Annotated in this window: 24 protein-coding genes; 19 read left to right on the top strand and 5 right to left on the bottom strand. The window is 63.2% G+C overall.

What is annotated here, in order from left to right; genetic code table 11:
* Positions 1-8: 8 nt before the first annotated feature.
* The 13 genes from PST29_RS22005 to PST29_RS21950 all read left to right on the top strand — a co-directional run bounded on the left by PST29_RS22005 (position 9) and on the right by PST29_RS21950 (position 10,680).
* Positions 9-1,331, top strand: a complete 1,323-nt coding sequence (locus PST29_RS22005) for a cobyrinate a,c-diamide synthase (RefSeq protein WP_060844355.1) — start codon at positions 9-11, stop codon at positions 1,329-1,331.
* On the top strand, positions 1,324-1,974 hold the full coding sequence (bluB, locus tag PST29_RS22000) for a 5,6-dimethylbenzimidazole synthase (RefSeq protein WP_060840537.1): 651 nt from the start codon (positions 1,324-1,326) through the stop codon (positions 1,972-1,974). Before PST29_RS22005 ends, bluB begins: the two co-directional genes overlap by 8 nt.
* Positions 1,971-2,879: an adenosylcobinamide-phosphate synthase CbiB gene (gene cbiB, locus PST29_RS21995; RefSeq protein WP_060840536.1), complete on the top strand. Its 909-nt coding sequence runs from the start codon at positions 1,971-1,973 to the stop codon at positions 2,877-2,879. Before bluB ends, cbiB begins: the two co-directional genes overlap by 4 nt.
* Positions 2,872-3,864 carry a threonine-phosphate decarboxylase CobD gene (gene cobD, locus PST29_RS21990; RefSeq protein WP_060844354.1) on the top strand — a complete coding sequence of 331 codons (993 nt, stop codon included), beginning with the start codon at positions 2,872-2,874 and terminating at the stop codon, positions 3,862-3,864. Before cbiB ends, cobD begins: the two co-directional genes overlap by 8 nt.
* A complete protein-coding gene (locus PST29_RS21985; RefSeq protein ID WP_060844353.1) occupies positions 3,861-5,312 on the top strand; it encodes a cobyric acid synthase in 1,452 nt (483 codons plus the stop codon). Before cobD ends, PST29_RS21985 begins: the two co-directional genes overlap by 4 nt.
* A 36-nt stretch (positions 5,313-5,348) precedes the next feature.
* Entirely contained in the window at positions 5,349-5,870 is a 522-nt protein-coding gene (gene cobU, locus PST29_RS21980) for a bifunctional adenosylcobinamide kinase/adenosylcobinamide-phosphate guanylyltransferase (RefSeq protein ID WP_060840533.1), read from the top strand.
* Positions 5,867-6,922, top strand: a complete 1,056-nt coding sequence (cobT, locus tag PST29_RS21975; protein ID WP_060844352.1) for a nicotinate-nucleotide--dimethylbenzimidazole phosphoribosyltransferase — start codon at positions 5,867-5,869, stop codon at positions 6,920-6,922. Before cobU ends, cobT begins: the two co-directional genes overlap by 4 nt.
* The gene (gene cobC, locus PST29_RS21970) at positions 6,919-7,491 is read left to right on the top strand and encodes an alpha-ribazole phosphatase family protein (protein ID WP_060844351.1); all 573 of its coding nucleotides are present in this window, start codon (positions 6,919-6,921) and stop codon (positions 7,489-7,491) included. The genes cobT and cobC overlap by 4 nt, the downstream gene beginning before the upstream one ends.
* A 1-nt stretch (position 7,492) precedes the next feature.
* On the top strand, positions 7,493-8,224 hold the full coding sequence (locus PST29_RS21965; RefSeq protein WP_060844350.1) for an adenosylcobinamide-GDP ribazoletransferase: 732 nt from the start codon (positions 7,493-7,495) through the stop codon (positions 8,222-8,224).
* Positions 8,225-8,294: 70 nt separating this feature from the next.
* A complete protein-coding gene (locus tag PST29_RS21960) occupies positions 8,295-8,699 on the top strand; it encodes a MarR family winged helix-turn-helix transcriptional regulator (RefSeq protein ID WP_047305612.1) in 405 nt (134 codons plus the stop codon).
* A 52-nt stretch (positions 8,700-8,751) separates the two neighbouring features.
* Entirely contained in the window at positions 8,752-9,954 is a 1,203-nt protein-coding gene (locus PST29_RS21955) for an MFS transporter (RefSeq protein ID WP_060844349.1), read from the top strand.
* Entirely contained in the window at positions 9,951-10,073 is a 123-nt protein-coding gene (locus PST29_RS32545; protein WP_016967461.1) for a hypothetical protein, read from the top strand. The genes PST29_RS21955 and PST29_RS32545 overlap by 4 nt, the downstream gene beginning before the upstream one ends.
* 55 nt (positions 10,074-10,128) lie before the next feature.
* A complete protein-coding gene (locus PST29_RS21950; RefSeq protein ID WP_060844348.1) occupies positions 10,129-10,680 on the top strand; it encodes a glutathione peroxidase in 552 nt (183 codons plus the stop codon).
* Between the two features lie 87 nt (positions 10,681-10,767).
* Here the strand turns inward: PST29_RS21950 and PST29_RS21945 are convergent, their stop codons facing one another.
* From PST29_RS21945 to PST29_RS21935, 3 genes are all read right to left on the bottom strand, one after another.
* Entirely contained in the window at positions 10,768-12,054 is a 1,287-nt protein-coding gene (locus PST29_RS21945) for an OmpP1/FadL family transporter (protein WP_060844347.1), read from the bottom strand.
* Between the two features lie 144 nt (positions 12,055-12,198).
* A complete protein-coding gene (locus tag PST29_RS21940) occupies positions 12,199-12,681 on the bottom strand; it encodes a hypothetical protein (RefSeq protein ID WP_016967458.1) in 483 nt (160 codons plus the stop codon).
* 271 nt (positions 12,682-12,952) lie between these two features.
* Positions 12,953-13,177, bottom strand: a complete 225-nt coding sequence (locus tag PST29_RS21935; RefSeq protein WP_060840529.1) for a hypothetical protein — start codon at positions 13,175-13,177, stop codon at positions 12,953-12,955.
* 880 nt (positions 13,178-14,057) lie between these two features.
* On the opposite strand from PST29_RS21935, the gene PST29_RS31270 reads away from it, so the two are divergent.
* Positions 14,058-14,381, top strand: a complete 324-nt coding sequence (locus tag PST29_RS31270) for a hypothetical protein (RefSeq protein ID WP_082729289.1) — start codon at positions 14,058-14,060, stop codon at positions 14,379-14,381.
* A 175-nt stretch (positions 14,382-14,556) separates the two neighbouring features.
* Positions 14,557-15,924: a DNA recombination protein RmuC gene (rmuC, locus tag PST29_RS21925; RefSeq protein ID WP_164990747.1), complete on the top strand. Its 1,368-nt coding sequence runs from the start codon at positions 14,557-14,559 to the stop codon at positions 15,922-15,924.
* A gap of 12 nt (positions 15,925-15,936) precedes the next feature.
* On the opposite strand, the gene PST29_RS21920 is transcribed toward rmuC, so the two are convergent.
* Together PST29_RS21920 and PST29_RS21915 are read right to left on the bottom strand one after the other, a co-directional pair.
* Positions 15,937-19,410, bottom strand: coding sequence for a hybrid sensor histidine kinase/response regulator (locus tag PST29_RS21920; protein ID WP_060844345.1), 3,474 nt, complete (start codon positions 19,408-19,410; stop codon positions 15,937-15,939).
* A gap of 133 nt (positions 19,411-19,543) precedes the next feature.
* Positions 19,544-20,089, bottom strand: coding sequence for a TetR/AcrR family transcriptional regulator (locus tag PST29_RS21915; RefSeq protein ID WP_060844344.1), 546 nt, complete (start codon positions 20,087-20,089; stop codon positions 19,544-19,546).
* A 92-nt stretch (positions 20,090-20,181) separates the two neighbouring features.
* Between PST29_RS21915 and PST29_RS21910 the strand changes: the two genes are divergently transcribed.
* The 4 genes from PST29_RS21910 to PST29_RS21895 all read left to right on the top strand — a co-directional run bounded on the left by PST29_RS21910 (position 20,182) and on the right by PST29_RS21895 (position 25,194).
* Positions 20,182-21,384 carry an MFS transporter gene (locus tag PST29_RS21910; protein ID WP_060844343.1) on the top strand — a complete coding sequence of 401 codons (1,203 nt, stop codon included), beginning with the start codon at positions 20,182-20,184 and terminating at the stop codon, positions 21,382-21,384.
* Between the two features lie 282 nt (positions 21,385-21,666).
* Positions 21,667-21,978, top strand: coding sequence for a cupin domain-containing protein (locus tag PST29_RS21905; protein ID WP_060844342.1), 312 nt, complete (start codon positions 21,667-21,669; stop codon positions 21,976-21,978).
* A gap of 106 nt (positions 21,979-22,084) precedes the next feature.
* Positions 22,085-23,236 (top strand): TDT family transporter, encoded by a 1,152-nt coding sequence (locus PST29_RS21900; protein ID WP_060840522.1) that lies wholly within the window; start codon positions 22,085-22,087, stop codon positions 23,234-23,236.
* A gap of 83 nt (positions 23,237-23,319) precedes the next feature.
* The gene (locus tag PST29_RS21895) at positions 23,320-25,194 is read left to right on the top strand and encodes an MFS transporter (RefSeq protein ID WP_060844341.1); all 1,875 of its coding nucleotides are present in this window, start codon (positions 23,320-23,322) and stop codon (positions 25,192-25,194) included.
* The last annotated feature ends 30 nt before the right edge of the window (positions 25,195-25,224 follow it).

The following is a 25,224-nucleotide window of genomic DNA, read 5'->3' as shown; positions in this document are numbered from 1 at the left end:
GTGACTTCATGACCGATGTTCGTCATTGCCCGGCGGTATTGATTGCCGCACCGGCTTCCGGCCAGGGCAAGACCACCGTGACCGCCGCCCTGGCTCGCCTGCACCGCAATCAGGGGCGCAAGGTGCGGGTGTTCAAATGCGGTCCGGACTTTCTCGACCCGATGATTCTCGAACGCGCCAGCGGCGCTCCGGTGTACCAGCTGGACATGTGGATGGTGGGCGAGCAGGAAAGCCGGCGCTTGCTCTGGGAAGCCGCGGCTGACGCCGACCTGATCCTGATCGAAGGGGTCATGGGGCTGTTCGACGGCACGCCCTCCAGTGCCGATCTGGCACGGCATTTCGGGGTGCCGGTGCTCGCAGTGATCGATGGCACCGCCATGGCCCAGACCTTCGGGGCGCTGGCCCTGGGCTTGGCCCGTTACCAGCCGGACCTGCCGTTCGCCGGGGTGCTGGCCAACCGGGTCGGCACCTTGCGCCACGCGCAGTTGCTCGAAGGCAGCCTCACCGAAGGCTTGCGCTGGTACGGCGCCCTGTCCCGGGAAACCGATATCGAACTGCCCAGCCGGCACCTGGGGCTGGTGCAGGCCCGTGAACTGAACGATCTCGACCTGCGCCTGGATGCCGCCGCCGAGGCGTTGGCCAGCAGCTGCCAGGTGGAGCTGCCGCCTGCGGTGAGTTTTGCCGCGCCAGCGCCAGTGGCCTGCGCGCCCTTGCTGGAGGGGGTGCGCATCGCCGTGGCCCGCGACGAGGCGTTTGCCTTCACCTACGGTGCCAGCCTCGATCTGTTGCGGGCCATGGGGGCGCAGTTGCATTTCTTCTCCCCTATCCATGACACGCAGTTGCCTGAGGCGGACAGCCTGTACCTGCCCGGTGGCTACCCAGAGTTGCACCACCAGGTCCTGGCGCAGAACCGCGCCATGCTCGACGCGATTCGTGCCCACCATGGTGCGGGCAAGCCATTGCTGGCCGAGTGTGGCGGCATGCTGTACCTGCTCGACTCCCTGACCGACGTCGAAGGCCGGTGCGCCGAGCTGCTGGGGCTGCTGCCCGGCGCGGCGGTGATGCAGAAGCGTCTGGCCGCCCTGGCCTTGCAGGCCGTGGAGTTGCCGGAGGGCGGCTTGCGTGGCCATACCTACCATCACTCCCTGACCACGACCGCCCTTGAGCCGATTGCCCGTGGCATCAGTCCCAACGGTGGGCGGGGGGCAGAGGCGGTGTATCGCGACGGGCGGATGACCGCTTCTTATGTGCATTTCTACTTTCCGTCCAATCCGGCAGCGGTAGCGGCGTTGTTCGCTCCGTCTCCTGCAGGGAGTGTGAGCGGTGAGTGAGCAGGGATTTTCTGCGGCGGAGCGTGAGGCCGTGTATCGCGCCATCGCCGAACGCCGGGACATGCGGCATTTCGCTGGCGGCAGTGTCGAGCCCGAGTTGCTGCGCCGTTTGCTGGAGGCGGCGCATCAGGCGCCCAGCGTGGGGCTGATGCAGCCCTGGCGTTTTATCCGCATCAGCGATCGCCCGTTGCGCGGGCGTATCCAGCAGTTGGTGGAGGAGGAGCGGGTGCGCACCGCCGAGGCGCTGGGCGAGCGTTCCGATGAGTTCATGCAGCTTAAGGTCGAAGGCATCCATGACTGTGCCGAGGTGCTGGTGGCGGCCCTGATGGATGGCCGCGAGCGGCATGTCTTCGGCCGGCGAACCCTGCCGGAAATGGACTTGGCCTCGCTGTCCTGTGCCATTCAGAACCTCTGGCTGGCGGCGCGCAGCGAAGGCCTGGGCATGGGCTGGGTGTCGCTGTTCGAGCCCCAGGCCCTGGCCGACCTGCTGGGGTTGCCCGCCGGTGCCAAGCCCCTGGCCGTGCTGTGCCTGGGACCGGTTACCGAGTTCTATCCGGCGCCGATGCTGGCGCTGCAGGGCTGGGCGCAGCCCCGGCCATTGAGTGAGTTGCTGTATGAGAATTACTGGGGAGTGAGTCAATGAGCGTGGCGTTGCTGAGTGTCGCCGCCGTGGCGCTGGACGCGCTGCTGGGCGAACCCAAGCGCTGGCATCCGCTGGTGGCCTTCGGTCGTATGGCGGATCGTATCGAGCAACGTTTCAACGCCGCGGGCCGGGGCTGGCGCAGTCATGGCGTCAGCGCCTGGGTGCTGGCGGTACTGCCCCTGACCCTGTTGGCCACCGCGCTGTCCTGGCTGCCCTATATCGGTTGGCTGGTGGAGATCCTGGCGCTGTATTGCGCCCTGGGCCTGCGCAGCCTCGGCGAGCACGTCGAGCCGGTGGCTCAGGCCTTGCGCAGCGATGATCTGCAGGAAGCACGGCACCGGGTGGGGTTTCTGGTGAGCCGCCAGACCAGCGAACTGGACGCCACCGCCGTGGCCCGTGCGGCTACTGAATCGGTGCTGGAGAACGGCAGCGACGCCGTGTTCGCCGCGTTGTTCTGGTTTGCCGTGGCCGGCGCACCGGGGGTGGTGCTCTATCGCCTGAGCAACACCCTGGATGCGATGTGGGGCTACCGTAACGAGCGTTTCGAGCGTTTCGGCTGGGCGGCGGCGAAGATCGACGACCTGCTCAACTACATTCCTGCGCGTCTGGTGGCCCTGACCTACGCCTTGCTCGGCAAGACTCGGCTGGCGCTGAAGTGCTGGCGCCGCCAGGGCCCGACCTGGGACAGCCCGAATGCCGGCCCGGTCATGGCGGCCGGAGCGGGAGCCCTGGGAGTGGAACTGGGCGGGGCGGCGATCTATCACGGTGAGTTGCATCAGCGTCCGCCTCTGGGCGAGGGCGAGCCGGCCAGTGCCGACTCCATTGATCGTGGCTGGCAGTTGGTGCAGCGAGGTGTCTGGCTGTGGTTGTTGATTCTGTGTCTGGGGGCGGAATTCTATGCTTGAGCACGGCGGAAGGTTGCGTAAGGCGGCCCAGGAATACGGGATTGCCGAAGAGGCCTGGCTGGATCTGTCCAGCGGATTGGCGCCTTGGCCGTTTCCCATTCCGGCCATTCCCTTGCGGGCCTGGGCGCGCCTGCCGGAAACCGATGACGGTCTGGAACAGGCGGCCTGTGCCTACTACGGTGCCGACGAAGTACTGCCGGTGGCCGGTTCCCAGGCCGCGATCCAATTGCTGCCGCGACTGCGGCGGGCGGGCAAGGTCGGGGTGTTGTCGCCCTGTTATGCCGAGCACGCCGAAGCCTGGCGCCGCAGTGGCTACCGGGTGCGAGAGGTGCTGGAGCAGGAAGTGGATTTCTTTCTCGACAGCCTCGATGTGCTGGTGGTGGTCAACCCCAACAACCCCACCGGCCTGAGCCTGACTCCGGAGCGCCTGCTGGACTGGCATGCCCGCCTGGCCCAGCGCGGCGGCTGGCTGGTGGTGGATGAAGCCTTCATGGACAACACCCCGGACCTGAGCCTGGCCCGGCATGCCCATCAGGTGGGGCTGATTGTCCTGCGCTCGTTTGGCAAGTTCTTCGGCCTGGCCGGCGTGCGCCTGGGGTTTGTCCTGGCCGAGCGTCGGCTGCTCAAGCTGCTGGCGGAGCAGGTGGGGCCCTGGGCGGTCAGTGGACCGACCCGGGTGCTGGGGCAGGCGTGCCTGCGGGATGTCGACGGGCATGTGCGGCAGCGCCGGCGTAGCGAGGTAGCCAGCCAGCGCCTGAGTCAGGTCCTGGAAGGGTTCGGCTTCAAGCCCCAGGGCGGCTGTGCCCTGTTCCAATGGCTGATCTCCGCCGAGGCTGAGCAGCTTTATCAATTCATGGCACGGCGCGGCATTCTGCTGCGGCTGTTCGCCCACAACAGCAGCCTGCGCTTCGGCCTGCCCGCCGACGATGCCGACTGGGCACGCCTGGAGCAGGCGCTGCAGGCCTATCGCAAGGATTACCCATGACCACCCTGATGGTGCAGGGCACCACCTCGGATGCCGGCAAGAGCACCCTGGTTACCGCGCTGTGTCGCTGGCTGTTGCGCCAGGGCGTCAGCGTGGTGCCGTTCAAGCCGCAGAACATGGCGCTCAACAGTGCGGTGACCGCCGACGGTGGCGAAATCGGTCGGGCCCAGGCGGTCCAGGCCCAGGCGGCCAACCTGGTGCCCCACACCGACATGAACCCGGTGTTGCTCAAGCCCAACAGCGACACCGGCTCCCAGGTGATCATTCACGGTCGCGCCGTGACCACCATGAATGCCGTGGCCTATCACGACTACAAGGCCATCGCCATGCAGGCGGTGCTGGCTTCCCATGAGCGCCTGCGGGGGGCTTATGAGGTGGTGATGGTGGAGGGTGCCGGCTCGCCGGCGGAGATCAATCTGCGTGCTGGCGACATCGCCAACATGGGCTTTGCCGAGGCGGTGGACTGCCCGGTGCTGCTGATCGCCGATATCAACCGCGGCGGGGTGTTCGCGCATCTGGTGGGCACCCTGGAACTGCTGTCGCCCAGTGAGCAGGCGCGGGTCAAGGGCTTCATCATCAACCGCTTCCGAGGCGACCTGGCCCTGCTGCAACCGGGACTGGACTGGCTGGAGGCCCGCACCGGCAAACCGGTGCTCGGGGTGCTGCCCTATGTGATGGACCTGCACCTGGAAGCCGAGGACGGCATCGATCAGCGTCAGGCCGGCAAGGTCGAGCAAGTGCTCAAAGTAGTGGTGCCGGTGTTGCCGCGGATCAGCAACCACACGGATTTCGATCCGCTGCGCTTGCATCCCCAGGTCGACTTGCAATTCATCGGGCCCGGGCAGGCGATTCCTGCCGCCGACCTGATCATCCTCCCCGGTTCGAAAAGCGTGCGCGGCGACCTGGCTTACCTGCGCAGCAACGGCTGGGAGCAGGCTCTTGCCCGGCACCTGCGCTACGGCGGCAAGGTGCTGGGTATTTGCGGCGGCCTGCAGATGCTCGGCGAGCAGTTGCATGACCCGCTGGGGCTCGAGGGCGCAGCCGGTTCCAGCCCGGGCCTGGGCCTGCTGGCCTTTGCAACCGTGCTTGAAGAGGAGAAGCAGCTGCGCAACGTCAGTGGCCGCCTGACCCTGGAGAATGCGGCGGTCAGTGGCTATGAGATTCACGCCGGGGTCACTCGTGGCCCGGCCCTGGAGCAGGCCGCCGTGCAGTTGGACGATGGGCGTAGCGACGGTGCCTTGAGCGCCGACGGGCAGATTCTCGGCACCTACCTGCACGGCTTGTTCGAAACCCCGGCGGCCTGCAGCGCGCTGCTGCGCTGGGCCGGCCTGGAGGCGGTGCAGGAGGTGGACTACCACGCCTTGCGCGAGCGCGATATCGAGCGGCTGGCGGATCTGGTGGAGCAGCATCTGGACACCCGCGCGCTGCTCACGCTCTGTGGTCGCTAGAACCGCGGTGAACATTCATTTCAAAGGTGCTCAAGCATGCTGCAACTGATTCTCGGCGGTGCCCGTTCCGGCAAGAGTCGCCTGGCGGAACAACTCGCCACCGACAGCGCCCTGGCGGTCACCTATATCGCTACCAGCCAGCCTCTGGATGGCGAGATGAACCAGCGTATCGCCCATCATCGCGAGCGTCGGCCGAGTCACTGGGGCTTGATCGAAGAACCTCTGGAGCTGGCCCGGGTGCTGCAGCAAGCCGCCGCCCCCGGGCATTGCCTGCTGGTGGATTGCCTGACCCTGTGGCTGACCAACCTGCTGATGCTGGATGACCGGGAGCGTTTGCTGGCCGAGCGCGACGCCTTGTTGCAGTGCCTGCCCGGTCTGCCGGGAACGATCATTTTTGTCAGCAACGAAACCGGAATGGGTGTCGTGCCGCTGGGCGAATTGACTCGCCGTTACGTGGATGAAGCCGGTTGGCTGCATCAAGCTCTGGCCGAGCGGTGTCAGCGTGTGGTGCTGACGGTGGCCGGCCTGCCCCTGACTTTGAAAGGAACTGCGTTATGAGTAACTCCTGGTGGCTGGATCCATGCAAGGCGATCGATGCGCAGATGGTCGAGCAAGCATTGGCGCGACAGCAGCAACTGACCAAGCCGGCCGGCTCTCTTGGCCAGCTGGAGCCCCTGGCGGTGCGCCTGGCCGGTTTGCAGGGCCAGCTCAAGCCTGGCCTTGAGCGGTTGTGGATCGCGATCTTCGCCGGTGATCACGGGGTGGTCGCCGAAGGGGTGTCCGCCTATCCGCAAGAGGTCACCGGGCAGATGCTGTTGAACTTTGTCAGTGGCGGGGCGGCGATCAGCGTGCTGGCGCGGCAACTGGGGGCGCAACTGGAAGTGGTGGACCTGGGAACGGTGGCGTCCGGTTTGAACCTGCCGGGGGTGCGCCACCTGAACCTGGGCGCGGGTACGCAAAATTTTGTCCAGGGACCGGCCATGACCCCGGATCAGGGCGAGCAGGCCCTGCAGGCCGGGCGTGACAGCGTGCTGCGGGCCCGTGCCGAGGGCGCCCAGCTGTTTATCGGCGGTGAAATGGGCATTGGCAACACCACGGCTGCCAGCGCCATTGCCTGTGCCTTGCTGGATATCCCGGTGGCCCGGTTGGCCGGTCCGGGCACCGGCCTGAATGCCGCCGGAGTCAGTCACAAGGCTCAAGTGATCGAACGGGCCCTGGCGCGGCATGCCGCCTCCCGTGGCGATGCCCTGCAAACCCTGTTCAACCTGGGCGGGTTTGAAGTGGCGGCGCTGGTGGGCGCCTATCTGGCGTGTGCCCAGGAAGGCATCGCGGTGCTGGTGGATGGTTTTATCTGCAGCGTCGCGGCACTGGTGGCGGTGCGTCTGAATCCGGTCTGTCGTCCCTGGCTGCTGTTTGCCCATCAGGGTGCGGAGCCGGGACACCGGCATGTGTTGCAGACCCTTGAGGCCGAGCCGCTGCTGGACCTGGGCTTGCGTCTGGGGGAGGGCAGCGGTGCGGCGCTGGCGGTGCCATTGCTGCGTCTGGCCTGCGATCTGCACGGGCAGATGGCGACCTTCGCCGAGGCGGCGGTGGCGGATCGCCCGGCATGACCTTGCACCTGGACCTGTTGCGCCACGGGGAAACCGAACTGGGCGGCGGCCTGCGCGGCAGTCTGGATGACGCCCTGACGGAGCGTGGTTGGCAACAGATGCGCGATGGGGTTCAGGGGCGCGGGCCTTGGGACTGGATCGTCAGTTCGCCGTTGCAGCGCTGTTCGCGGTTTGCCGAGCAACTGGCTGCCCGGCTGGAGGTGCCCCTGAGTTTGGCGCCTGATCTGCAGGAGCTGCATTTTGGCGCCTGGGAAGGGCGCAGCGCGGCGGCGCTGATGGACACCGACGCCGAGGACCTGGGGCGTTTCTGGGCCGATCCCTACAGCTTCACACCGCCCCAGGGAGAGCCGGTGGCGGACTTTTCCCGGCGGGTGCTGGGGGCCATTGATGGCCTGTACCAGTCGTGGGCCGGGCAGCGGGTGCTGTTGATCAGTCATGGCGGGGTCATGCGCCTGTTGCTGGCTCGGGCGCGGGGGCTGCCCCGGGAGCAGTTGTTGAGTGTCGAAGTGAGTCATGGCGCGTTGTTCAGCCTGAAAGTCGCCCCGGGACTGCTGAGCGAGGAGGGCTGAGATGCTGCCGTTCTGGATTGCCTTGCAGTTTCTCAGCAGCTTGCCGGTGCGCTTGCCGGGCATGCCGGAACCTCAAGAGCTGGGGCGCTCCCTGTTGTTCTATCCGCTGGTGGGGCTGGTGTTTGGCCTGTTGCTGTGTGGGTGGCATGCGCTGCTTGCGGGAACACCGTTGCTGCTGCATGCAGCGCTGTTGCTGGCTGCCTGGGTCCTGCTCAGCGGCGGCCTGCACCTGGACGGGCTGGCCGACAGCGCCGATGCCTGGCTGGGGGGCTTTGGCGATCGCGAGCGCACCTTGAGCATCATGAAGGACCCGCGCAGCGGACCGATCGCGGTGGTGACTCTGGTGCTGGTGTTGCTGCTCAAGTTCGCCGCGTTGGTGGCGCTGATCGAGCAGCAGCAGGCGTTCGCCTTGTTGCTGGCGCCGCTGATCGGGCGTGCGGCGCTGCTCGGGTTGTTCCTCAGTACGCCCTATGTTCGCGCCGGCGGTCTGGGGCAGGCTCTTGCCGATCACCTGCCGCGGCTAGCGGGGCGGCAAGTGTTGGGGTTGAGCGTGCTCGGTTGTTTGCTGCTGGGCGGCTACAGCGGACTCTGGGCGCTGGTGCTGGCGCTGGTGCTGTTTGTCTGGTTGCGCCAGTTGATGATGCGGCGTTTGGGCGGCACCACCGGAGACACCGCCGGGGCGCTGCTGGAGTTGCTGGAGGTGACCGTGCTGCTGGCGGTGGTGGCATTTTGAGGCAGATCCGGATCTGCCGATTGAGTGGAAAATTCTTGCCTTGAATTAATCGCGGGTATATACACGCACCATGCTTCCCTCTCAATGTTTGTGCACCAATCTGCGTCGTGCCGCGCGTGGCGTCAGCAGGTATTACGACGGCGTCCTCGATGGCTTCGGGATTAACGTCGCCCAGTATTCCTTGCTGAACAATCTGCTGCGTCTCGATCAGCCGAGCATTTCCAGCCTGGCGGAGGCCATGGGCCTGGATCGCAGTACCCTGGGACGTAATGTGCGGGTGCTGGAGGCGGCCGGTCTGGTCCGCTTGCTGGAAGGTGATGATCAGCGCAATCGTCTGGTGCAACTGACCGAGGCGGGGCACGAGCGACTGGCGGCGGCCTTGCCGGCCTGGGAGGCGGCTCAGCAGCGACTGATCGATCGCCTGGGCGCGCAGAAGCGTGAAACCTTGTTGGCCTTGCTGAACGAACTGGCCTGATGCTGCTTCGTTCGATTACAAGCGGGTATATACCCGTAACTGGAGAATAAAAATGTCATCGATGTGGCGCACCAGTGGTTGGGTCCTCCTCGGCAGTGCATTGATCCTGGCGCTGTCCCTGGGCGTGCGGCACGGTTTTGGCCTGTTTCTGCCGCCCATGAGTGCGCAGTTCGGTTGGGGGCGTGAAGTGTTCGCCTTTGCCATTGCCCTGCAGAACCTGATCTGGGGGCTGGCCCAGCCCTTTACCGGAGCCCTGGCCGATCGCTTTGGGGCGGCCAGGGTGGTGTTGATCGGCGGCGTGCTGTACGCGGTCGGGCTGGTGTTCATGGGGCTTTCGGATTCGGCGCTGAGCCTGTCCCTGAGTGCCGGGTTGCTGATTGGCATCGGTTTGTCCGGAACCTCCTTCTCGGTGATTCTCGGGGTGGTCGGTCGTGCCTTGCCGCCGGAAAAACGCAGCATGGGCATGGGGATCGCCAGTGCTGCAGGCTCCTTCGGCCAATTCGCCATGCTCCCGGGAACCCTGGGGCTGATCGGCTGGCTGGGCTGGTCGACGGCATTGCTGGTGCTGGGGCTGCTGGTGGCGCTGATCGTGCCGCTGGTCAGCATGCTCAAGGACAAGCCGCTGCCGGTGCTGGGGTATGAACAGAGCCTGGGCGAGGCCCTGCGTGAAGCCTGTTCTCACTCGGGGTTCTGGTTGCTGGCGTTCGGCTTTTTTGTCTGTGGTTTCCAGGTGGTGTTCATCGGCGTGCACCTGCCGGCCTATCTGGTGGATCAGCATCTACCGGCGACAGTCGGAACCACGGTGCTGGCGCTGATCGGCTTGTTCAACATCTTTGGCACTTACACGGCGGGCTGGTTGGGCGGGCGGATGTCCAAGCCGCGGCTGTTGACCGGTCTGTACCTGCTGCGGGCGGTGGTGATCGGCCTGTTCCTGTGGCTGCCGGTGACCCAGACCAGTGCCTACCTGTTCGGCATGGCCATGGGCTTTCTCTGGCTGTCCACCGTGCCCTTGACCAATGGCACGGTCGCGACCCTGTTCGGGGTCAGGAACCTGTCGATGCTTGGCGGCATCGTCTTTCTGTTCCATCAGCTGGGCTCCTTCCTTGGCGGTTGGCTGGGGGGCGTGGTGTATGACCGTACCGGGAGTTATGACTTGATCTGGCAGGTGGCGATTCTTCTCAGTCTGTTGGCCGCGGCTCTCAATTGGCCGGTGCGCGAGCGGCCGGTAGCGCGCTTGCAGGCGAGTGCAGCATGAAGTCATGGCTGGGTTGGAGCGCCGGCCTGGGCGTTGGCCTTGTGCTGTTGTGGCTGGCCTGGTGGGGGTGGCATCGCGGCGGACTGGCGCTGATGCAGTTGGGCATGGGTGCTTGCTAGGTGGGCGCAGGGGCGAGTAACGTCGGTGTCCGACCACTCTTGAAGGACATTGAACATGGCTAAGCGCTGGTTTGTGGTTCCGGCATTACTCACACTGTTTGCCGGTTCGGCCTGGGCGGCGGATTGTCCAGCGTTGCTGCAGGGATCTGTGCCCAAGTTGCACGCCAAGGAATCCATCGATCTGTGTCAGCGCTTCGCCGGCAAGCCGCTGGTGGTGGTCAATACCGCGAGCTTCTGTGGGTTCGCTCCGCAATTCAAAGGCCTTGAAGTGCTGTATCAGCGTTACAAGGAGCAGGGGCTGGAGGTGGTGGGCGTGCCGTCCAACGACTTCAAGCAGGAGTCCAAGGACGGGGCCGAGACGGCCAAGGTCTGCTACGTCAACTATGGCGTGACCTTCACCATGACCGAGCCACAGAAGGTCCTGGGGATGGATGCGGTGCACCTGTTCAAGGTACTGGCGCAGCAGAGCAGCGCGCCGAAGTGGAATTTCTACAAATACGTGGTGGATCGACAGGGCAATGTGATTGCCAGCTTTTCCAGCCTGACCAAACCGGATAATCCGGAATTCCTGGAGGCGGTGGAGAAGGCGTTGGCGTCGAAGTCTTGAGCTTTTCGTCCCGGTAAATAAAAAAGCCCTGCCTTTTGAAAGGCGGGGCTTTTTTATTCAGCTCTGGAGGCGCAGGCCTCTGAACGATTAGAAGCGGTAGGTTGCACCTACGCCAAAACCGTTTGCGCTGTTTTCGTACTCGGCGTTGTACGTCTGGCCGAGTGCGTTTTTGCGGTTGACGTTGACTTTCTCTTCCTTGAGGTACGAGTAGGCCACGTCGATGGTCAGGTCGTCTGTCGGGCTCCAGCCGGCACCCAGGCTGAAGATGGTCCGGTCGCCGGTAGGGATACGAGGCGAGCGGTCAGTGTTGTTGGTCGGCGCTTGGTCAAAGGTCAGACCGGTACGCAAGATCCACTGTTTGTTCAGCTGATACGAGGTGCCGATGGCGTAAGCCCAGGTGTCGTGCCAGTTCTGCTCTTCCTTGATGGTGCCAAGGTTCAGGATTGGGGCCAGTGCACCGCCGGAGGAGGCAGTCACACCTTCGTTGTTGACGGTGATGTCCTTCAGGCGGCTCCAGCGGGTCCAGGTGGTACCGGCATAGAGCTTCCAGGCATCGTTCAGCTCTTGGGTGACCGAAAGGTCATAGGACTCTGGAGTTTCGATCTTCAGAGAGGCGTCATAGCGATTGCTTTTCAAGAGAAGCGGGTTGGTACCGGCTCCTGGAGTGACTTCGGTATGGCCTTCCAGTTTGTAGTTCACTTTGGAGTGGTAGGTCAGGCCGACACGAGTGGTGTCGGTCGCTTGGACCAGAACCCCGATGTTGTAGCCGTAACCAATGTCGTCGCCTTTGATCTGGACCCGGCCGTCATTAGGCGAGGCAGGAGTGGTCAGCGCCGATTCCAGCACGCCGGAAATCCGGTTGATGGTCGGGCCAAAACCGATGGAGACCTTATCGTTGAAGGCGTAGCTGACCGTTGGCTGGAAGGTTACGACTTTAACTTCGCTCTTACTGCCGAAGTTACGTCCCTGAAAGTTGTTTTCATAATCGGTGACTAGGCCAAACGGAGCATAAACGCCCAGGCCGAATGCCCATTGGTCATCGATTGGTTTGACGTAGAAGCCCATGGGTACGGCGGTGAAGGGCACCATATCGCCCTTGTTGGTGCCTCTGCGGCTGCCGCTGGTGTCCTTGAGGTCGGTGGATGCATCGATAGCAGCCATACCGCCAGTGACTTGCTGGCGTTTGAGGCGGGACATGCCGGCTGGGTTACCAAATACAGTACTTGCGTCATCGGCAGCGGAAGAACGTCCCGCGAAACCCGTACCCATGCCGCTAATGCTTTGTTCGTTAAGAGCAAAGCCGCTGGCAAATAGCTGAGTAGAGGCAAGTGCAACTGCGAGACTGATGGTGGATTTGAGCATGACTTTTTTCATTATTAGAACTCCTGGTGATCACCGAGGCGAAAATTACCAACATTTCGGCTACGGCGCTATAGGCTAAATCAGTAGATTTTCCGGCATTTTGTAGGACAATCCGACCAAAATCGGCTTTTTTCTCTGATTTTGTAAAAGCCGGTATCAGCAGGCGACTTGGCTCAACGGTGAAACACAGGTTTGCCAGGCACAGGCGAAATCTCTCAAACGTCCTTGTGGTTGAAAGGTCTTCCTCCAGATACGGGCCATGCCGAGCAGATCGTCGGCTGCGGGGAGCGGGGTGTGTTGTTGTTCCACCAGCAACCAGGCGATGGCGGTGGCGTAGCGCAGATTGACGGTCAGTTCCAGGTGCGGTCCGGCGAGGAACGCATGCTGGCTGGCCAGTCCTCTCACCAGGCTGGCCCGTTCCGGGTCCAGCGCGAGGTAGTGATCCCAGAGGGCCTGGTGGCGCACTTCAGTGATGCGGTACAGGCCGTGGCCACGGCGATCGTGCAGTGCCGAGCCCAGCGCCGACTGACTGGCGGCAATGCCCAGCAACAAGGCTTCAGCGGTTTTGCTATGACTGCCCAGGTACATCAGCGTCGGGCGAATGACATAGCGGCACAACTCGCTGGCGGCGATACCCATAATGCCCTCGAGGGGTGAAGGTGGCCGGCGAAACCCGAAGGTGCTTGGCAGCAATGAAGGGATCAGGTTTGCCGGAAGCGGCGCGGGCCGCCTGACTTGAAGTGTAGTGTCATATCTATGTTGTAAAGGCCTGTTTTTAAAACATTTCCGAGCTCTTGTTATAAGCCTTATATCTATTGGTGCTTTGGTTGGAGGCGGGCATTGGCGAATCGCAGGCAATAAAAAGCCCCGCGATCAGGCGAGGCTCTTGGGGTTTCAGCGCTTTGGCGTATCAGGCCACCAGGGCCTGGCGTGTACGCTCGATCACGGCCTGCAGCGGTTCGGCGCTGGAGTATTGATCGGGATACAGGCGTTCGCTGTGACGGGCGATGCCGTGTTCGTTGACCAGGGTGAAGCTGAAGCAGCCTTTGCGAGCGGCCATGATCAGGCAGTTCAACGGAGCAAAAGCGTGGGTTAGGGTGCGAATGGCATCCTGAGTCTGGAGTTGAGTGGACATAATTATTAGGTGTTCCTACAAATGACACGGTTAAGAACCGTGCAGCGTTAAAACGTTCCAGTAACGTCGACCACCATTGGTCAGACGAAGAACCCGACTGGAACAAAGCAGCCAGTTGCAGCGCTGTAATAAGGTTGCGCTAGGGGCTGGCAGGTAGGTACTTAGGAGGGCAGGCAACACAACAAGGGCAAAGGTTCTGTGCCCAGGGTGGCGATCCTGATCAATTTGCAGGTTGGTTCGGTCAGAGTAAGTAACTTGGGCACGGCCTTTGATTTCGTTTCAAGGGCGGTGTCAGTTTGAGAATTACCTGGAAACCAGCGAGGTGGTCGGTCCTTGATATTCGACGTTGTTCTCGTTAGGAGAGGTGTCGGTGGGACTTGTTCGACCAGAATTGACTTTCAGCTTGGTACTAACGGGGCGGAGTCTATTGGGTTGAAGGCCGGAATGCAAGTGTGCTAGGAAAAATATTCCCTGGGCAACGACGTCACGGGGTGACGATTGTGTCACCTGCGACACGGCGCGGTGTACGAAAGTGGTGCATTGCTGAGCTTAATGTGCGCAGGGTTGTGCACACTTGTTGCGCCACATGTCACCGGGTTGTCACCTTCCCCGGGGCGGCTCCCATAGCCTGTCTCGAGAATTTAAGTCAATGATAAACATCGTCTTTTTTTACTGGTGAAAAAATCGTCAGTTTGACTGCAAGGCCCGTCTCATGGGGCTTTGGGAGGGTTGTGGAGGGGTTGTCCACTGAGTTATCCACAGCTTCTGTGGATTGTCCCAAGCGCTTGCTCTAGCACGGGCATGCTGGCTCTTTTGGTCTTTACCCGAGCGAAAAAAGGAGTAGAGTGGCGCGCCTTCCGATCTGCCCCCACAGTGCTTTATGAAGTTTCGCTCAGTATCACCCTCTGTTACCGCCACCCCTGCCAGTGTTACCGAGCCCAAGCGCTTTTCCCTGCGGGTTGCCCTATGGCTGCTGGACAGTCCACGCCTGGGGCACAACACCAACGTCAAGTACTTTGCCGGGCGTTTGCTCAAGCAACCTGCGCGTGATGGCGTGGTAGCGGCGCAGAGTCGCCTGGGGCAGTTGATGTGCCGCGAGTGCGGCAACGCTCGGGACCGGCGAATCGGTCACGATCTCTTGCGCCAGGCTGCCCGTGCCGGCGACCGCCGTGCGCAACTTGAGCTGGGTCGCATCGAAGACTGAGCTGTCCAACCTCTGGTGGCTTGGTTAACCTTCATTTCTTATTTCGATGACAGGAATCGCTATGGCTATGGACTTGACCAGCCTGCTGCTCGGCCTGGCGGGTGCGGCGTTGCCGTTACTGATGTTGGCCTGGCAGCTGCAGCGGCGCGCCAGTTCCAGTCAGAGCGAGCTGGCGCTGCTGGAGGAGCGTCTGGCCACTGCCCAGCTGGCCCAGGAAGGCCTGGCTGCGCAGTTGGATGCCTGCCGCGATGAAGTCAGTGATCTGAGTCAGGCCAATGCCCTCAAGCAAGCGGACCTGGCCGCCTTGCGGCGTGAAGTGGAGCTGCTGCAGATCGAGCGCGATAACGCCCGTGACGCGGCCCACGCCTGGAACCTCGAGCGAGCCGCCAAGGAGAACGAACTGCGTCGCCTGGATGCCCAGGCCGCTTCGTTGCACGCCGAACTGCGCGAGCAACAGGAAAGCCACCAGCAGCGCCTGACCGATTTGCAGGGTTCCCGGGACGAACTGCGGGCCCAGTTTGCGGAACTTGCGGGCAAGATTTTCGACGAGCGCGAACAGCGTTTCGCCGAAACCAGCCAGCAGCGTCTCGGGCAGTTGCTGGACCCGCTCAAGGAGCGCATTCAATCGTTCGAGAAACGGGTCGAGGAAAGCTATCAGGCCGAGGCCCGCGAGCGCTTTTCCCTGGCCAAGGAACTGGAGCGCCTGCAGCAACTGAATCTGCGTCTGAGCGATGAGGCCACCAACCTGACTCGCGCCCTCAAGGGCCAGAAGACCCAGGGCAACTGGGGCGAACTGATACTTGAACGGGTCCTTGAGCACGCCGGCCTGGAGAAAGGGCGCGAATACCAGACCCAGGTCAGCCTCAAGGGGCCGGACGGCGAGCGTTTCCAGCCCGACGTGCTGATCATGCTGCCGGGCGACAAGCAGGTGGTGGTGGATTCCAAGGTCAGCCTCACCGCCTATCAGCAGTATGTCGGCAGCGATGACCCGCAGATTGCCCAGGCGGCCCTGAAGCAGCATGTGCTGTCGTTGCGCAATCACGTCAAAGGCCTGTCCGGCAAGGACTACAAGCGCCTTGAAGGGCTGCACAGCCTCGACTTCGTGCTGCTGTTCGTGCCCATTGAGGCGGCCTTTTCCGCGGCCCTGCAGGCCGAGCCCAATCTGTTTCAGGAAGCCTTCGATCGGCACATCGTGATTGTCAGTCCGACCACCTTGCTGGCCACTCTGCGGGTGATCGACAGCCTGTGGAAGCAGGAGCGCCAGAGTCAGAACGCCCGGGAAATCGCCGAGCGCGCAGGTTGGCTGTATGACAAGTTCGTGTTGTTTATCCAGGACCTGGATGAAGTCGGCAATCGCCTGCAGCAGCTGGACAAGGCTTATTCGGCGGCGCGCAACAAGCTTACCGAGGGCCGGGGCAACCTGGTCAGCCGCAGTGAACAGCTCAAGTTGCTGGGCGCCCGTGCCAGCAAGAGCCTGCCGAGCGATTTGCTGGAGCGCGCCATGACTGATGCCGAAGGGCGCGAGCTGGAGTTGCCGGAGTAATCCGCCACAGGCTCAGCCCAGTGGCAGATGCCGGCTCAACAGGGCGCGCAAGGCCGCCGGTTTAACCGGCTTGGCCAGATAATCCAGCCCCGCCGCGTGCACCTGGGCGACCATCTCCGGACGTCCATCGGCACTGATCACCACGCCAGGCACCGGCTCCCCCAACTGAGTGCGTAGCCAGGCCATGACGTCGGTGCCGGTTTCGCCATCGTCCAGGTGGTAGTCCACCAGCGCCAATTGTGGACGGATGCCGTCCTTGAGCAGCGCCGCGCACTCCTCGCGGTTGCGCGCGGTCCAGACCTGACACCCCCAGCGCGTCAACAGGCTATTCATGCCGATCAGAATGCTGTCTTCATTGTCCACGCAGAGCACTTGCCCGCCATTGAGCGACTGCCCGTTGAGCTCGGCGGTCTTGCCCGGGGCAATGGCGCTGCTGCGGGCCAGGGGCACGCTGACACTGAAGACGCTGCCCCGACCGGGCCAGGAACGCACCTGCAGAGGGTGGCCGAGCACCCGGCACAGGCCATCGGCAATCGCCAGGCCCAGGCCCAGGCCTTTTTCGGCGCGGGTCTGGTGACTGTCCAGGCGCTTGAACTCCTCGAAGATCACCTGCTGCTTGTCCTGGGGGATGCCCGGTCCACGGTCCCAGACTTCCAGGCTCAATGAGTCGCCGCGACGGCGTACCCCCAGCAGCACCGGCCCCTTGGCGTAGCGGAAGGCGTTGGTGAGGAAGTTCTGCAGGACCCGGCGCAAGAGCTTGCTGTCGCTGTCGACCCGCAAGCGACTGCCGCGCACCCGGAACTGCAGGTTCTGTTCCTGGGCCAGAGCCTTGAACTCCGCTCCCAGGGTGTCAAACAGCTCGTTGAGCACGAAGGGCTTGCGTTCAGGGGTGATCTTGCCGTTCTCCAGGCGCGAGATGTCCAGCAGGTCGCTGATCAGGTCCTCCGCGGAGCGCAGCGAGCTGTCCAGGTGCTGCACCAGTTGCTGGGCTTCGGGCGAGAGTCCGTCGTCCTGATGGGAGAGGGCGGCGGAGAACAGCCTTGCCGCGTTCAGCGGTTGCATCAGGTCGTGACTGACGGCGGCAAGGAAACGGGTCTTGGACTGGTTGGCGGCTTCCGCCGTGCCCTTGGCTTCGGTCAGGGCGGCGTTGAGCTGGGACAGTTCGTGGGTGCGTTCCGCCACTCGCTGCTCCAGGCCTTCGTTGGCCTCGGTGAGAGCCTGCTCGGCCTCGCGGAAGGGGGTGATGTCGGTGAAGCTCATGACGAAGCCGCCGCCGGGCATCGGATTGCCGATCAACTCGATGACCCGGCCGTTGGGGAACAGGCGCTCGGACGTATGGGCCCGTCCCTGGCGCATCCAGTGCAGGCGCCGGGCGACATGGACTTCCGCTTCCCCCGGGCCGCACAGGCCGCGTTCGGCATTGTGGCGAATGATGTCGGCAATCGGCCGGCCGACGCTGATCAGACCGTCCGGGTAATCGAACAGCTCCAGGTAGCGACGGTTCCAGGCCACCAGTTTCAGCGACTGGTCCACCACGCTGATGCCCTGGGTGATGTTTTCGATCGCCCCTTGCAGCAGGGCACGATTGAACTGCAGCACCTCCGAAGCTTCGTCGGCGATGCGCACCACGTCTTCGAGCTGCATCTCCCGGCCTTCGATGGCGGCCTTGACCACGGCACGGGTCGAGGAGGCGCCAAGAACACCGGCGAGCAGGCGTTCGGTGTGGGCGATCCATTCGCCGTCGGCGTTTTGATTCGGGTTGAAGCCTTTGCCCTGGCGATAGGCGAAGCGAATGAAGCTCTGGCGGGCGCGTTCCTCGCCGACGAAACGCGCGGCGAGCTTCAGCAGGTCATCGATCTGCACCGCCAGCATGGAGCGCGAGCTGAGGCGGCCGCTGATTTCCTGGCCGATGAAGCGTCCGGCCTGCCAGTGCTCGGAAACCCGGGTGCGGGACAGCACCGAGACCCAGGCGAACAGGGTGAAGTTGCCGGCCAGGGACAGCACCACGCCCTGGGTCAGGGGCGTGATCGGCAGGTTCAGCGGGTTGCCGTGCAGCCAGGCCAGACCGGGGAAACTGCTCAGGGACCAGCCCAGGCTGTGGGCGGCGATGGGCAGGATCAGGGTGTAGAACCAGATGAAGGTGCCGGCGGCGAGCCCGGCAAACACCCCGCGACGGTTGGCCTGCTTCCAGTACAGCGCGCCGAGCATGGCCGGCGCCAGTTGGGTCACCGCGGCAAAGGCGATCTGGCCAATGGTCGCCAGGCTTGCGGTGGAGCCCAGCAGGCGATAGCTGACATAGGCCAGCAGCAGGATGACCACGATGCTGACCCGGCGGACCGAGAGCATCCAGTGGCGGAACACTTCAAAGGGCCGCTCGGCATTCTTGTGGCGCAGCAGCCAGGGCAGCAGCATGTCGTTGGACACCATGGTCGACAGCGCCACGCTGGCCACGATCACCATGCCGGTGGCGGCCGAAGCGCCGCCGATGAACGCCAGCAGGGCCAGGGACGGATGGGCCTGGGCCAGGGGCAGGCTGATGACGAACGAGTCCGGCAGCACGCTGCTGGGCAGGAGCATCTGTCCGGCCAGGGCAATGGGCACCACAAACAGCGCCGCCAGGGCCAAATAGGCCGGGAACACCCATTTGGCCAGGCGCAGGTCCTGGGGTTCGATGTTCTCCACCACAGTGACGTGGAACTGCCGTGGCAGGCAGATGATCGCCATCATCGCCACCCCGGTCTGGACCACCATCGATGGCCAGTTGATGGTTTCCTTCCAGTATTGCTCCAGGCGCGGCGCCAGCATGGCCTGGTTGAACAGGTCGTCGAAACCGTCATACAGGCCGAAGGTGACGAAGGCGCCCACGGCGAGAAAGGCGAACAGCTTGACCAGTGACTCGAAGGCAATCGCCAGCACCATGCCGCGGTGGTGCTCGGTGGCATCCAGGTTGCGGGTGCCGAAGACGATGGTGAACAGCGCCAGGATCAGCGACACGATCAGCGCCGTGTCCTGGGCCCGGGTGCCCATGGCATCGGCCCCGGCGCCGATCAGCAGGTTGACTCCGAGGACGATGCCCTTGAGCTGCAGGGCGATGTAGGGCAGCACGCCCACCAGGCAGATCAAGGCCACCACCACCGCCAGGGATTGGGATTTGCCGTAGCGCGCGGCAATGAAGTCGGCAATCGAGGTGATGTTCTCCTGCTTGCTGATCATCACCATCTTCTGCAGCACCCAGGGCGCCAGTACCAGCAGCAGGATCGGGCCCAGGTAGATCGGCAGGAAGGCCCAGAGCTGCTCGGCGGCCTGGCCGACCGCGCCGAAGAAGGTCCAGCTGGTGCAGTAGACGGCCAGCGACAGGCTGTATACCCAGGCCCTGACCCGTGGCGGCAGGGGCGTGCTGCGCCGATCACCGTAGAAAGCGATGGCGAACATGATGGCCATATAGGCCAGGGCAACGGCGGCGATCAGCCCGCTGGACAACGACATGGAAACTCCGGAGCAAAGACACCGGGCACCTCAGCCCGGCCAGACAGTCTGGCACGATGTGTCGTTGGCGTCAGTGTCGACCAAGGTATCAGCGCGGTCTGATGTCGCAGGGCCGCGCCGCCGTATCCGCAGGCTAGGGCAGGAGGGCCAGCTCGATCAGGGCGTGCAGTTCCGGCACCGACAGCGGGGTGGCGGAGAACAGGATGCGGAACACCGTCGGGGCCACGATCAGGTTCAGCAGGCGGTCGATGTTCGGCAGGCGTTCTTCACTGTCCCGATAGCGTTCGAGGATGGTCTGCAGTTGAGCGCTGAGGATCGTCACGCAATAGCCTGGCGTGGCGCTGCTCTGCACGTCGCGCATCATGTTGCGCCCGGGTTCCGAGCTCATTTCATCCAGGTACTGCTCGGCCCAGGCGCGCAGGTCGCCTCGCAGGCTGCCGGTGTTCGCCGGTTCGCTGTCCGGACGCATGCGCGCCAGGGCGACATCGGCCAGCAGCGCCGAGAGGTCGCCCCAGCGCCGATAGATGGTCGACGGGGTGACACCGGCGCGAGTGGCAATCTGTGGCACGGTCAGGGTCGAACGCTCCTGTTCTTCAAGGAGTTCGCGAACTGCCGTATGGATCGATTCCTGAACCCGGGCGCTGCGGCCGCCGGGGCGTAAAGCTTCTTTAATGGCCATGGGGTCGAACCTTAACACAAAGAATTTGCTTTAAGCCCTGGCCGGTAGCACACTGCGCAAAAGCAAAATATTAGCTTTAGTGGAGCGTGCTCATGTCCGGTGCAATCAATGCTTGTGGGGCCAGCCGTCGCAGTCTGGTGTTTCTGGCCCTTACCCTGCTGAGTTTCCTGGCGGCGTCCAGCGTGCCGACACCGCTGTATCACCTGTATCAGGAGTCCCTGCATTTTTCTCCGGCGGTGTTGACCCTGGTGTTCGGGGTTTATGCCCTGAGCCTGTTGGCAGCGTTGTTGACCGTGGGTTCGCTGTCGGACTACCTGGGACGGCGGCCGGTGATTTTTGTCGCCCTGCTGCTCAATTGCCTGGCGATGCTGCTGTTCATCAATGAAAGCGGGGTGCAATGGTTGATTGCCGCGCGCGTGATGCAGGGCTTTGCCACCGGCATGGCCACCAGTGTGCTCGGCGCCGCGCTGCTGGATGTCGATCGTCGCCAGGGCCCGCTGGTCAACAGTGTGGCGCCCCTGCTGGGCATGGCCTGCGGCGCGATGGGGGCCAGCCTGCTGGTGGAGTTCGCACCCCTGCCGCTGCAGCTCAGTTACTGGCTGCTGTTGGGGGTGTTCGGCGTTCAGGCCCTGTATGTCTGGCGCTTGCCGGAAAGTGTCAGCGCGCAACCCGGCGCCTGGGCCTCGCTGCGCCCGAGGCTGCATGTGCCGCCGCAAGCACGTCGGGCTTTATGGCTGGCGTTGCCGGTGGATGTGGCGGTGTGGGCGGTGGGCGGTTTCTATCTGTCCCTGGCGCCATCGCTGGTTCGCGCCGCCACCGGCTCCACTTCGAACCTGATCGGCGGTGCCATGGTGGCAGTCCTGACCCTCAGTGGTGCGGCGATGATCTTTTCCTTGCGCCAGCGTCCGGCCGACAAGGTCCTGCGCTTGGGGGCCGGGTTGCTGGCGCTGGGGGTGATGCTGCTGCTCGGGGCCGTGCACAGTGCCAGCCTGACAGTGTTTTTTGTCGGCACCCTGGTGCTGGGCGGCGGCTTTGGTGCCGGTTTTCTCGGCGCGTTGCGCAGCGTGGTGCCGCTGGCCTTGCCCCATGAGCGCGCGGGCCTGATGTCGGCGTTTTATGTCTTGAGTTACCTGGCGTTCTGCCTGCCGGCCTTGCTGGCGGGAAACTTGACCCGTCGCTTCGGCCTGATTGCTACCACCGATGGTTACGGTGCGCTGCTGATCCTGTTGTCCCTCGGCGCGCTTCTGGTGCTGGTGCGTCGTCCCCTGCAGCCCTGTGCGGCGCCGGGAGCCTGAGCAAATGCTCGATTGCCCGGCAGTAGGCTTGATGGTCCATGGGCCGGTTTGCCCTGGGGGGCTGAGTGCAGGTGCGTCGGTTGGCGAAAGGGTCGTCCACGTTCACTATGGGCGCCTGTTCCCTGTTCCCTGTTCCCTGTTCCCTGTTGCCATGGAGTGCCTTATGTCCCCTGAGCCTGATCATCGGTTGTTCGACCGGCTGGCGCATCGCTGGTGTTTCACCTTACCGGTAACGGTCCGCCGCGCGGGTCGCTCAGCGTCCTGGATGCCAGGGAGGTCGGCATGAAGGTCATTCGCAGCGCAGACTTTACCGGCGAGCGGGCCTGGGCGGCCCTGGACATCGCCAACATGAACGGCATCACCACGCGCCTGCACTGGACTGACCAGCCCTACCGCTGGCACGTCAATGACGGTGAGGAGGTATTCGTGGTGCTGGGTGGCCAGGTGCAGATGCGTTATCGCCTTGAAGGGCTGGAGCAGTCAGTGCTGCTGGAGGTGGGCGACATTTTTTATGCCGACCTGGGGACCGAACATGTGGCTCATCCTCTGGGTGTTGCCAGGGTGTTGGTGATCGAATCCGCGGGTAGCGTCTAGTTATATATCTGTAAAATAGATAACAGATAGAGAAATTACCCGTTATATAGATATTCGATTCGGTTCTACTATGGGCTCCACCTCATCAGAGGACAGGAGACACGCCATGCCATGCACCCACAGCATCAAAACCGGCCGCCGGCCCTTGAGTCATCTGCAACACCCGCGCGAAGCCATTCGTCAGTTCACTCCCAACTGGTTCGCCGCCACCATGGGCACCGGAGTTCTGGCCCTGGCGCTGGCCCAATGGCCGGCCCCGGTGCCGGGCCTGCATCAGGTGGCCGAAGGCTTCTGGTGGTTGACCATCGTCCTGTTCTTGCTCTTTACCGCGATGTACACCGCGCGCTGGGTGCTGTTCTTCGATGAGGCGCGGCGGATCTTTGCTCACTCAACGGTATCGATGTTTTTCGGCACCATTCCCATGGGGCTGGCAACCCTCATCAATGGCTTGCTGCTGTTCGGCATTCCACGCTGGGGTGAGGCGGCGGTGCATCTGGCGCAAGTGTTGTGGTGGCTGGATGTGGCCATGTCCCTGGCTTGCGGGGTGTTGATCCCCTACATGATGTTCACTCGGCAGGAGCACAGCATCGATCAGATGACCGCCGTCTGGTTGCTGCCGGTGGTGGCGGCCGAAGTGGCAGCGGCCAGCGGTGGCTTGCTGGCGCCGCACCTGGCGGATGCCCATGCCCAGTGGGTGGTGCTCAGTACCAGTTACGTGTTGTGGGCTTTCTCGCTGCCGGTGGCCTTCAGCATCCTGACCATCCTGCTACTGCGCATGGCCTTGCACAAATTGCCCCACGAAAGCATGGCCGCCTCCAGCTGGCTGGCCCTGGGGCCGATCGGCACCGGCGCGTTGGGCATGCTGGTGCTGGGCGGCGACGCGCCGGCGATCTTTGCTGCCAATGGCCTGCCCGGCGTCGGTGAGATTGCCGCCGGCCTGGGGTTGGTGGCGGGCCTGACCCTTTGGGGTTTTGGCCTGTGGTGGATGTTGATGGCCGTGCTGATCACCCGCCGTTACCTGCGTGAGGGCATTCCCTTCAACCTCGGCTGGTGGGGCTTTACCTTCCCGCTGGGGGTGTATTCGCTGGCGACCCTAAAGCTGGGCAGCACCTTGCACCTGGGCTTCTTCAGTCTGTTTGGCGCGGTGCTGGTGGCGGCATTGGCGGTGATGTGGCTGATCGTGGCCAAGCGCACGCTGCAGGGCGCCTATAAGGGAGAGTTGTTTGTTTCGCCGTGCATTGCGGGCTTGGGGAAATAATCGCCAAAGATAGGTAAGGTTGTGGCCTGGATCGATATTCGACATTCCAATAACAGTATCCACGCCACTCAGGGACATGGACGATGAGTCACCCTTCGCAGTTCACCTTGCTCCGCAAGCGGCGGTTCCTGCCGTTTTTCATCACGCAATCCCTCGGCGCGTTCAACGACAACATCTTCAAGCAGTCGTTGATTCTGGCCATTCTCTACAAGCTGAGCATCGAGGGGGATCGCTCGATCTGGGTCAACCTCTGTGCCTTGCTGTTCATCCTGCCGTTCTTTCTGTTTTCTGCCCTGGCCGGGCAGTTTGGCGAGAAGTTCGCCAAGGATGCGTTGATCCGCCTGATCAAGCTGGGGGAGATCGCGATCATGGTGGTGGGGGCGGTGGGTTTCGCCTTCGATCACCTGTCGCTGATGCTGGTGGCGCTGTTCGCCATGGGGACTCACTCGGCGCTGTTCGGGCCGGTGAAGTACTCGATCCTGCCCCAGGCCCTGCACGAAGAGGAACTGGTTGGCGGCAACGGCCTGGTGGAAATGGGCACATTTCTGGCGATCCTGGCAGGCACCATTGGCGCCGGGATCATGATGTCCTCGGCGCATTACGCGCCGATTGTCTCCAGCGCCATGATCGGTGTCGCGGTGCTGGGCTACCTGGCCAGCCGGGCCATTCCCCGGGCGGCCGCTGCGACCCCGGACATGCGCTTGAACTGGAACATCTTCAGCCAGTCCTGGGCCACCTTGCGCCTGGGCCTGGGGCAGACTCCGGCTGTGTCGCGCTCCATTGTCGGCAATTCCTGGTTCTGGTTTGTCGGGGCGATCTATCTGACCCAGATTCCGGCCTATGCCAAGGAGTGGATGCACGGTGACGAGACGGTGGTGACCCTGATTCTCACCGTGTTCTCGGTGGGTATCGCGGTGGGTTCGATGCTGTGCGAGAAGCTCTCGGGGCGCAAGGTCGAGATCGGCCTGGTGCCGTTCGGCTCATTTGGCCTGACGGTGTTCGGTCTGTTGCTGTGGTGGCATTCCGGCGGAATTCCGCAGAGCGCCAGCGGACATGGCTGGCTCGAAATCCTGGGCTTTGCCCACGCCTGGTGGGTGCTGTTCGACGTGCTGGGCCTGGGGGTCTTCGGTGGCTTCTATATAGTGCCGCTGTATGCGCTGATCCAGTCACGCACTCCGGAGAACGAACGGGCTCGGGTGATCGCCGCCAACAACATTCTCAATGCGTTGTTCATGGTGGTTTCGGCGCTGGTTTCCATCGTCATGCTGAGCATGGTCGAGCTGACCATTCCTCATCTGTTCCTGGTGGTGTCGCTGCTCAATATCGCGGTCAACGTCTACATCTTCAAAGTGGTGCCGGAATTCAGCATGCGCTTCATGATCTGGCTGCTCAGCCATTCCATGTACCGTGTCGAGCATCGCAACCTGGAGCAGATCCCCGATGAAGGGGCGGCGTTGCTGGTGTGCAACCACGTGTCGTTCGTCGATGCCTTGTTGATTGGCGGCGCTGTACGTCGGCCGATTCGCTTCGTGATGTATTACAAGATCTACAACCTGCCCGTGCTGAACTTTATCTTCCGCACCGCCGGGACCATTCCTATCGCTGCACGGCATGAGGACCTGGAGATCTACGAAAAGGCCTTCAAGCGGATTGCCCAGTACCTGCGCGATGGTGAACTGGTGTGCATTTTCCCCGAGGGCAAGCTGACGGCCGATGGCGAGATCAATGAGTTCAAGGGCGGGCTGACGCGGATTCTCGAAGAAACCCCGGTGCCGGTGATTCCCATGGCCCTGCAAGGCTTGTGGGGCAGTTTCTTCAGCCGCGATCCGAGCAAGGGCTTCTTTCATCGCATCTGGTCGCGAGTGACCCTGGTGGCCGGGCCGGCAGTGGCGGTGGAAACGGCGGAGCCGGCGTACTTGCAGACCCTGGTGGCGCAGTTGCGCGGCCCGCGGCGCTAGTTTCTGCCGGATACAAAAACGCCCGCAATG

The organism is Pseudomonas sp. St29 (genome assembly GCF_001547915.1).
In the GTDB taxonomy this organism is placed as follows: Bacteria; Pseudomonadota; Gammaproteobacteria; order Pseudomonadales; family Pseudomonadaceae; genus Aquipseudomonas.
Note: the sequence above shows the minus strand (reverse complement) of the source record. Positions and strands in the feature narration are given on the sequence as shown.

Coding starts and splice junctions, on each gene's coding strand:
- PST29_RS21920 (WP_060844345.1), bottom strand. CDS start 19,410: ATGTCGTTGTCCAGCGGGCTGATCGCCGCCGTTGCCCTGGCCTATATG.
- PST29_RS21895 (WP_060844341.1), top strand. CDS start 23,320: ATGAGTCACCCTTCGCAGTTCACCTTGCTCCGCAAGCGGCGGTTCCTG.
- PST29_RS21950 (WP_060844348.1), top strand. CDS start 10,129: ATGGCTAAGCGCTGGTTTGTGGTTCCGGCATTACTCACACTGTTTGCC.
- PST29_RS21905 (WP_060844342.1), top strand. CDS start 21,667: ATGAAGGTCATTCGCAGCGCAGACTTTACCGGCGAGCGGGCCTGGGCG.
- PST29_RS32545 (WP_016967461.1), top strand. CDS start 9,951: ATGAAGTCATGGCTGGGTTGGAGCGCCGGCCTGGGCGTTGGCCTTGTG.
- PST29_RS21945 (WP_060844347.1), bottom strand. CDS start 12,054: ATGAAAAAAGTCATGCTCAAATCCACCATCAGTCTCGCAGTTGCACTT.
- PST29_RS21965 (WP_060844350.1), top strand. CDS start 7,493: ATGCTGCCGTTCTGGATTGCCTTGCAGTTTCTCAGCAGCTTGCCGGTG.
- cobU (WP_060840533.1), top strand. CDS start 5,349: ATGCTGCAACTGATTCTCGGCGGTGCCCGTTCCGGCAAGAGTCGCCTG.
- cobT (WP_060844352.1), top strand. CDS start 5,867: ATGAGTAACTCCTGGTGGCTGGATCCATGCAAGGCGATCGATGCGCAG.
- PST29_RS21940 (WP_016967458.1), bottom strand. CDS start 12,681: ATGGGTATCGCCGCCAGCGAGTTGTGCCGCTATGTCATTCGCCCGACG.
- PST29_RS21960 (WP_047305612.1), top strand. CDS start 8,295: ATGCTTCCCTCTCAATGTTTGTGCACCAATCTGCGTCGTGCCGCGCGT.
- PST29_RS21985 (WP_060844353.1), top strand. CDS start 3,861: ATGACCACCCTGATGGTGCAGGGCACCACCTCGGATGCCGGCAAGAGC.
- PST29_RS22005 (WP_060844355.1), top strand. CDS start 9: ATGACCGATGTTCGTCATTGCCCGGCGGTATTGATTGCCGCACCGGCT.
- PST29_RS31270 (WP_082729289.1), top strand. CDS start 14,058: ATGAAGTTTCGCTCAGTATCACCCTCTGTTACCGCCACCCCTGCCAGT.
- PST29_RS21935 (WP_060840529.1), bottom strand. CDS start 13,177: ATGTCCACTCAACTCCAGACTCAGGATGCCATTCGCACCCTAACCCAC.
- cobC (WP_060844351.1), top strand. CDS start 6,919: ATGACCTTGCACCTGGACCTGTTGCGCCACGGGGAAACCGAACTGGGC.
- PST29_RS21915 (WP_060844344.1), bottom strand. CDS start 20,089: ATGGCCATTAAAGAAGCTTTACGCCCCGGCGGCCGCAGCGCCCGGGTT.
- PST29_RS21910 (WP_060844343.1), top strand. CDS start 20,182: ATGTCCGGTGCAATCAATGCTTGTGGGGCCAGCCGTCGCAGTCTGGTG.
- cbiB (WP_060840536.1), top strand. CDS start 1,971: ATGAGCGTGGCGTTGCTGAGTGTCGCCGCCGTGGCGCTGGACGCGCTG.
- PST29_RS21900 (WP_060840522.1), top strand. CDS start 22,085: ATGCCATGCACCCACAGCATCAAAACCGGCCGCCGGCCCTTGAGTCAT.
- PST29_RS21955 (WP_060844349.1), top strand. CDS start 8,752: ATGTCATCGATGTGGCGCACCAGTGGTTGGGTCCTCCTCGGCAGTGCA.
- cobD (WP_060844354.1), top strand. CDS start 2,872: ATGCTTGAGCACGGCGGAAGGTTGCGTAAGGCGGCCCAGGAATACGGG.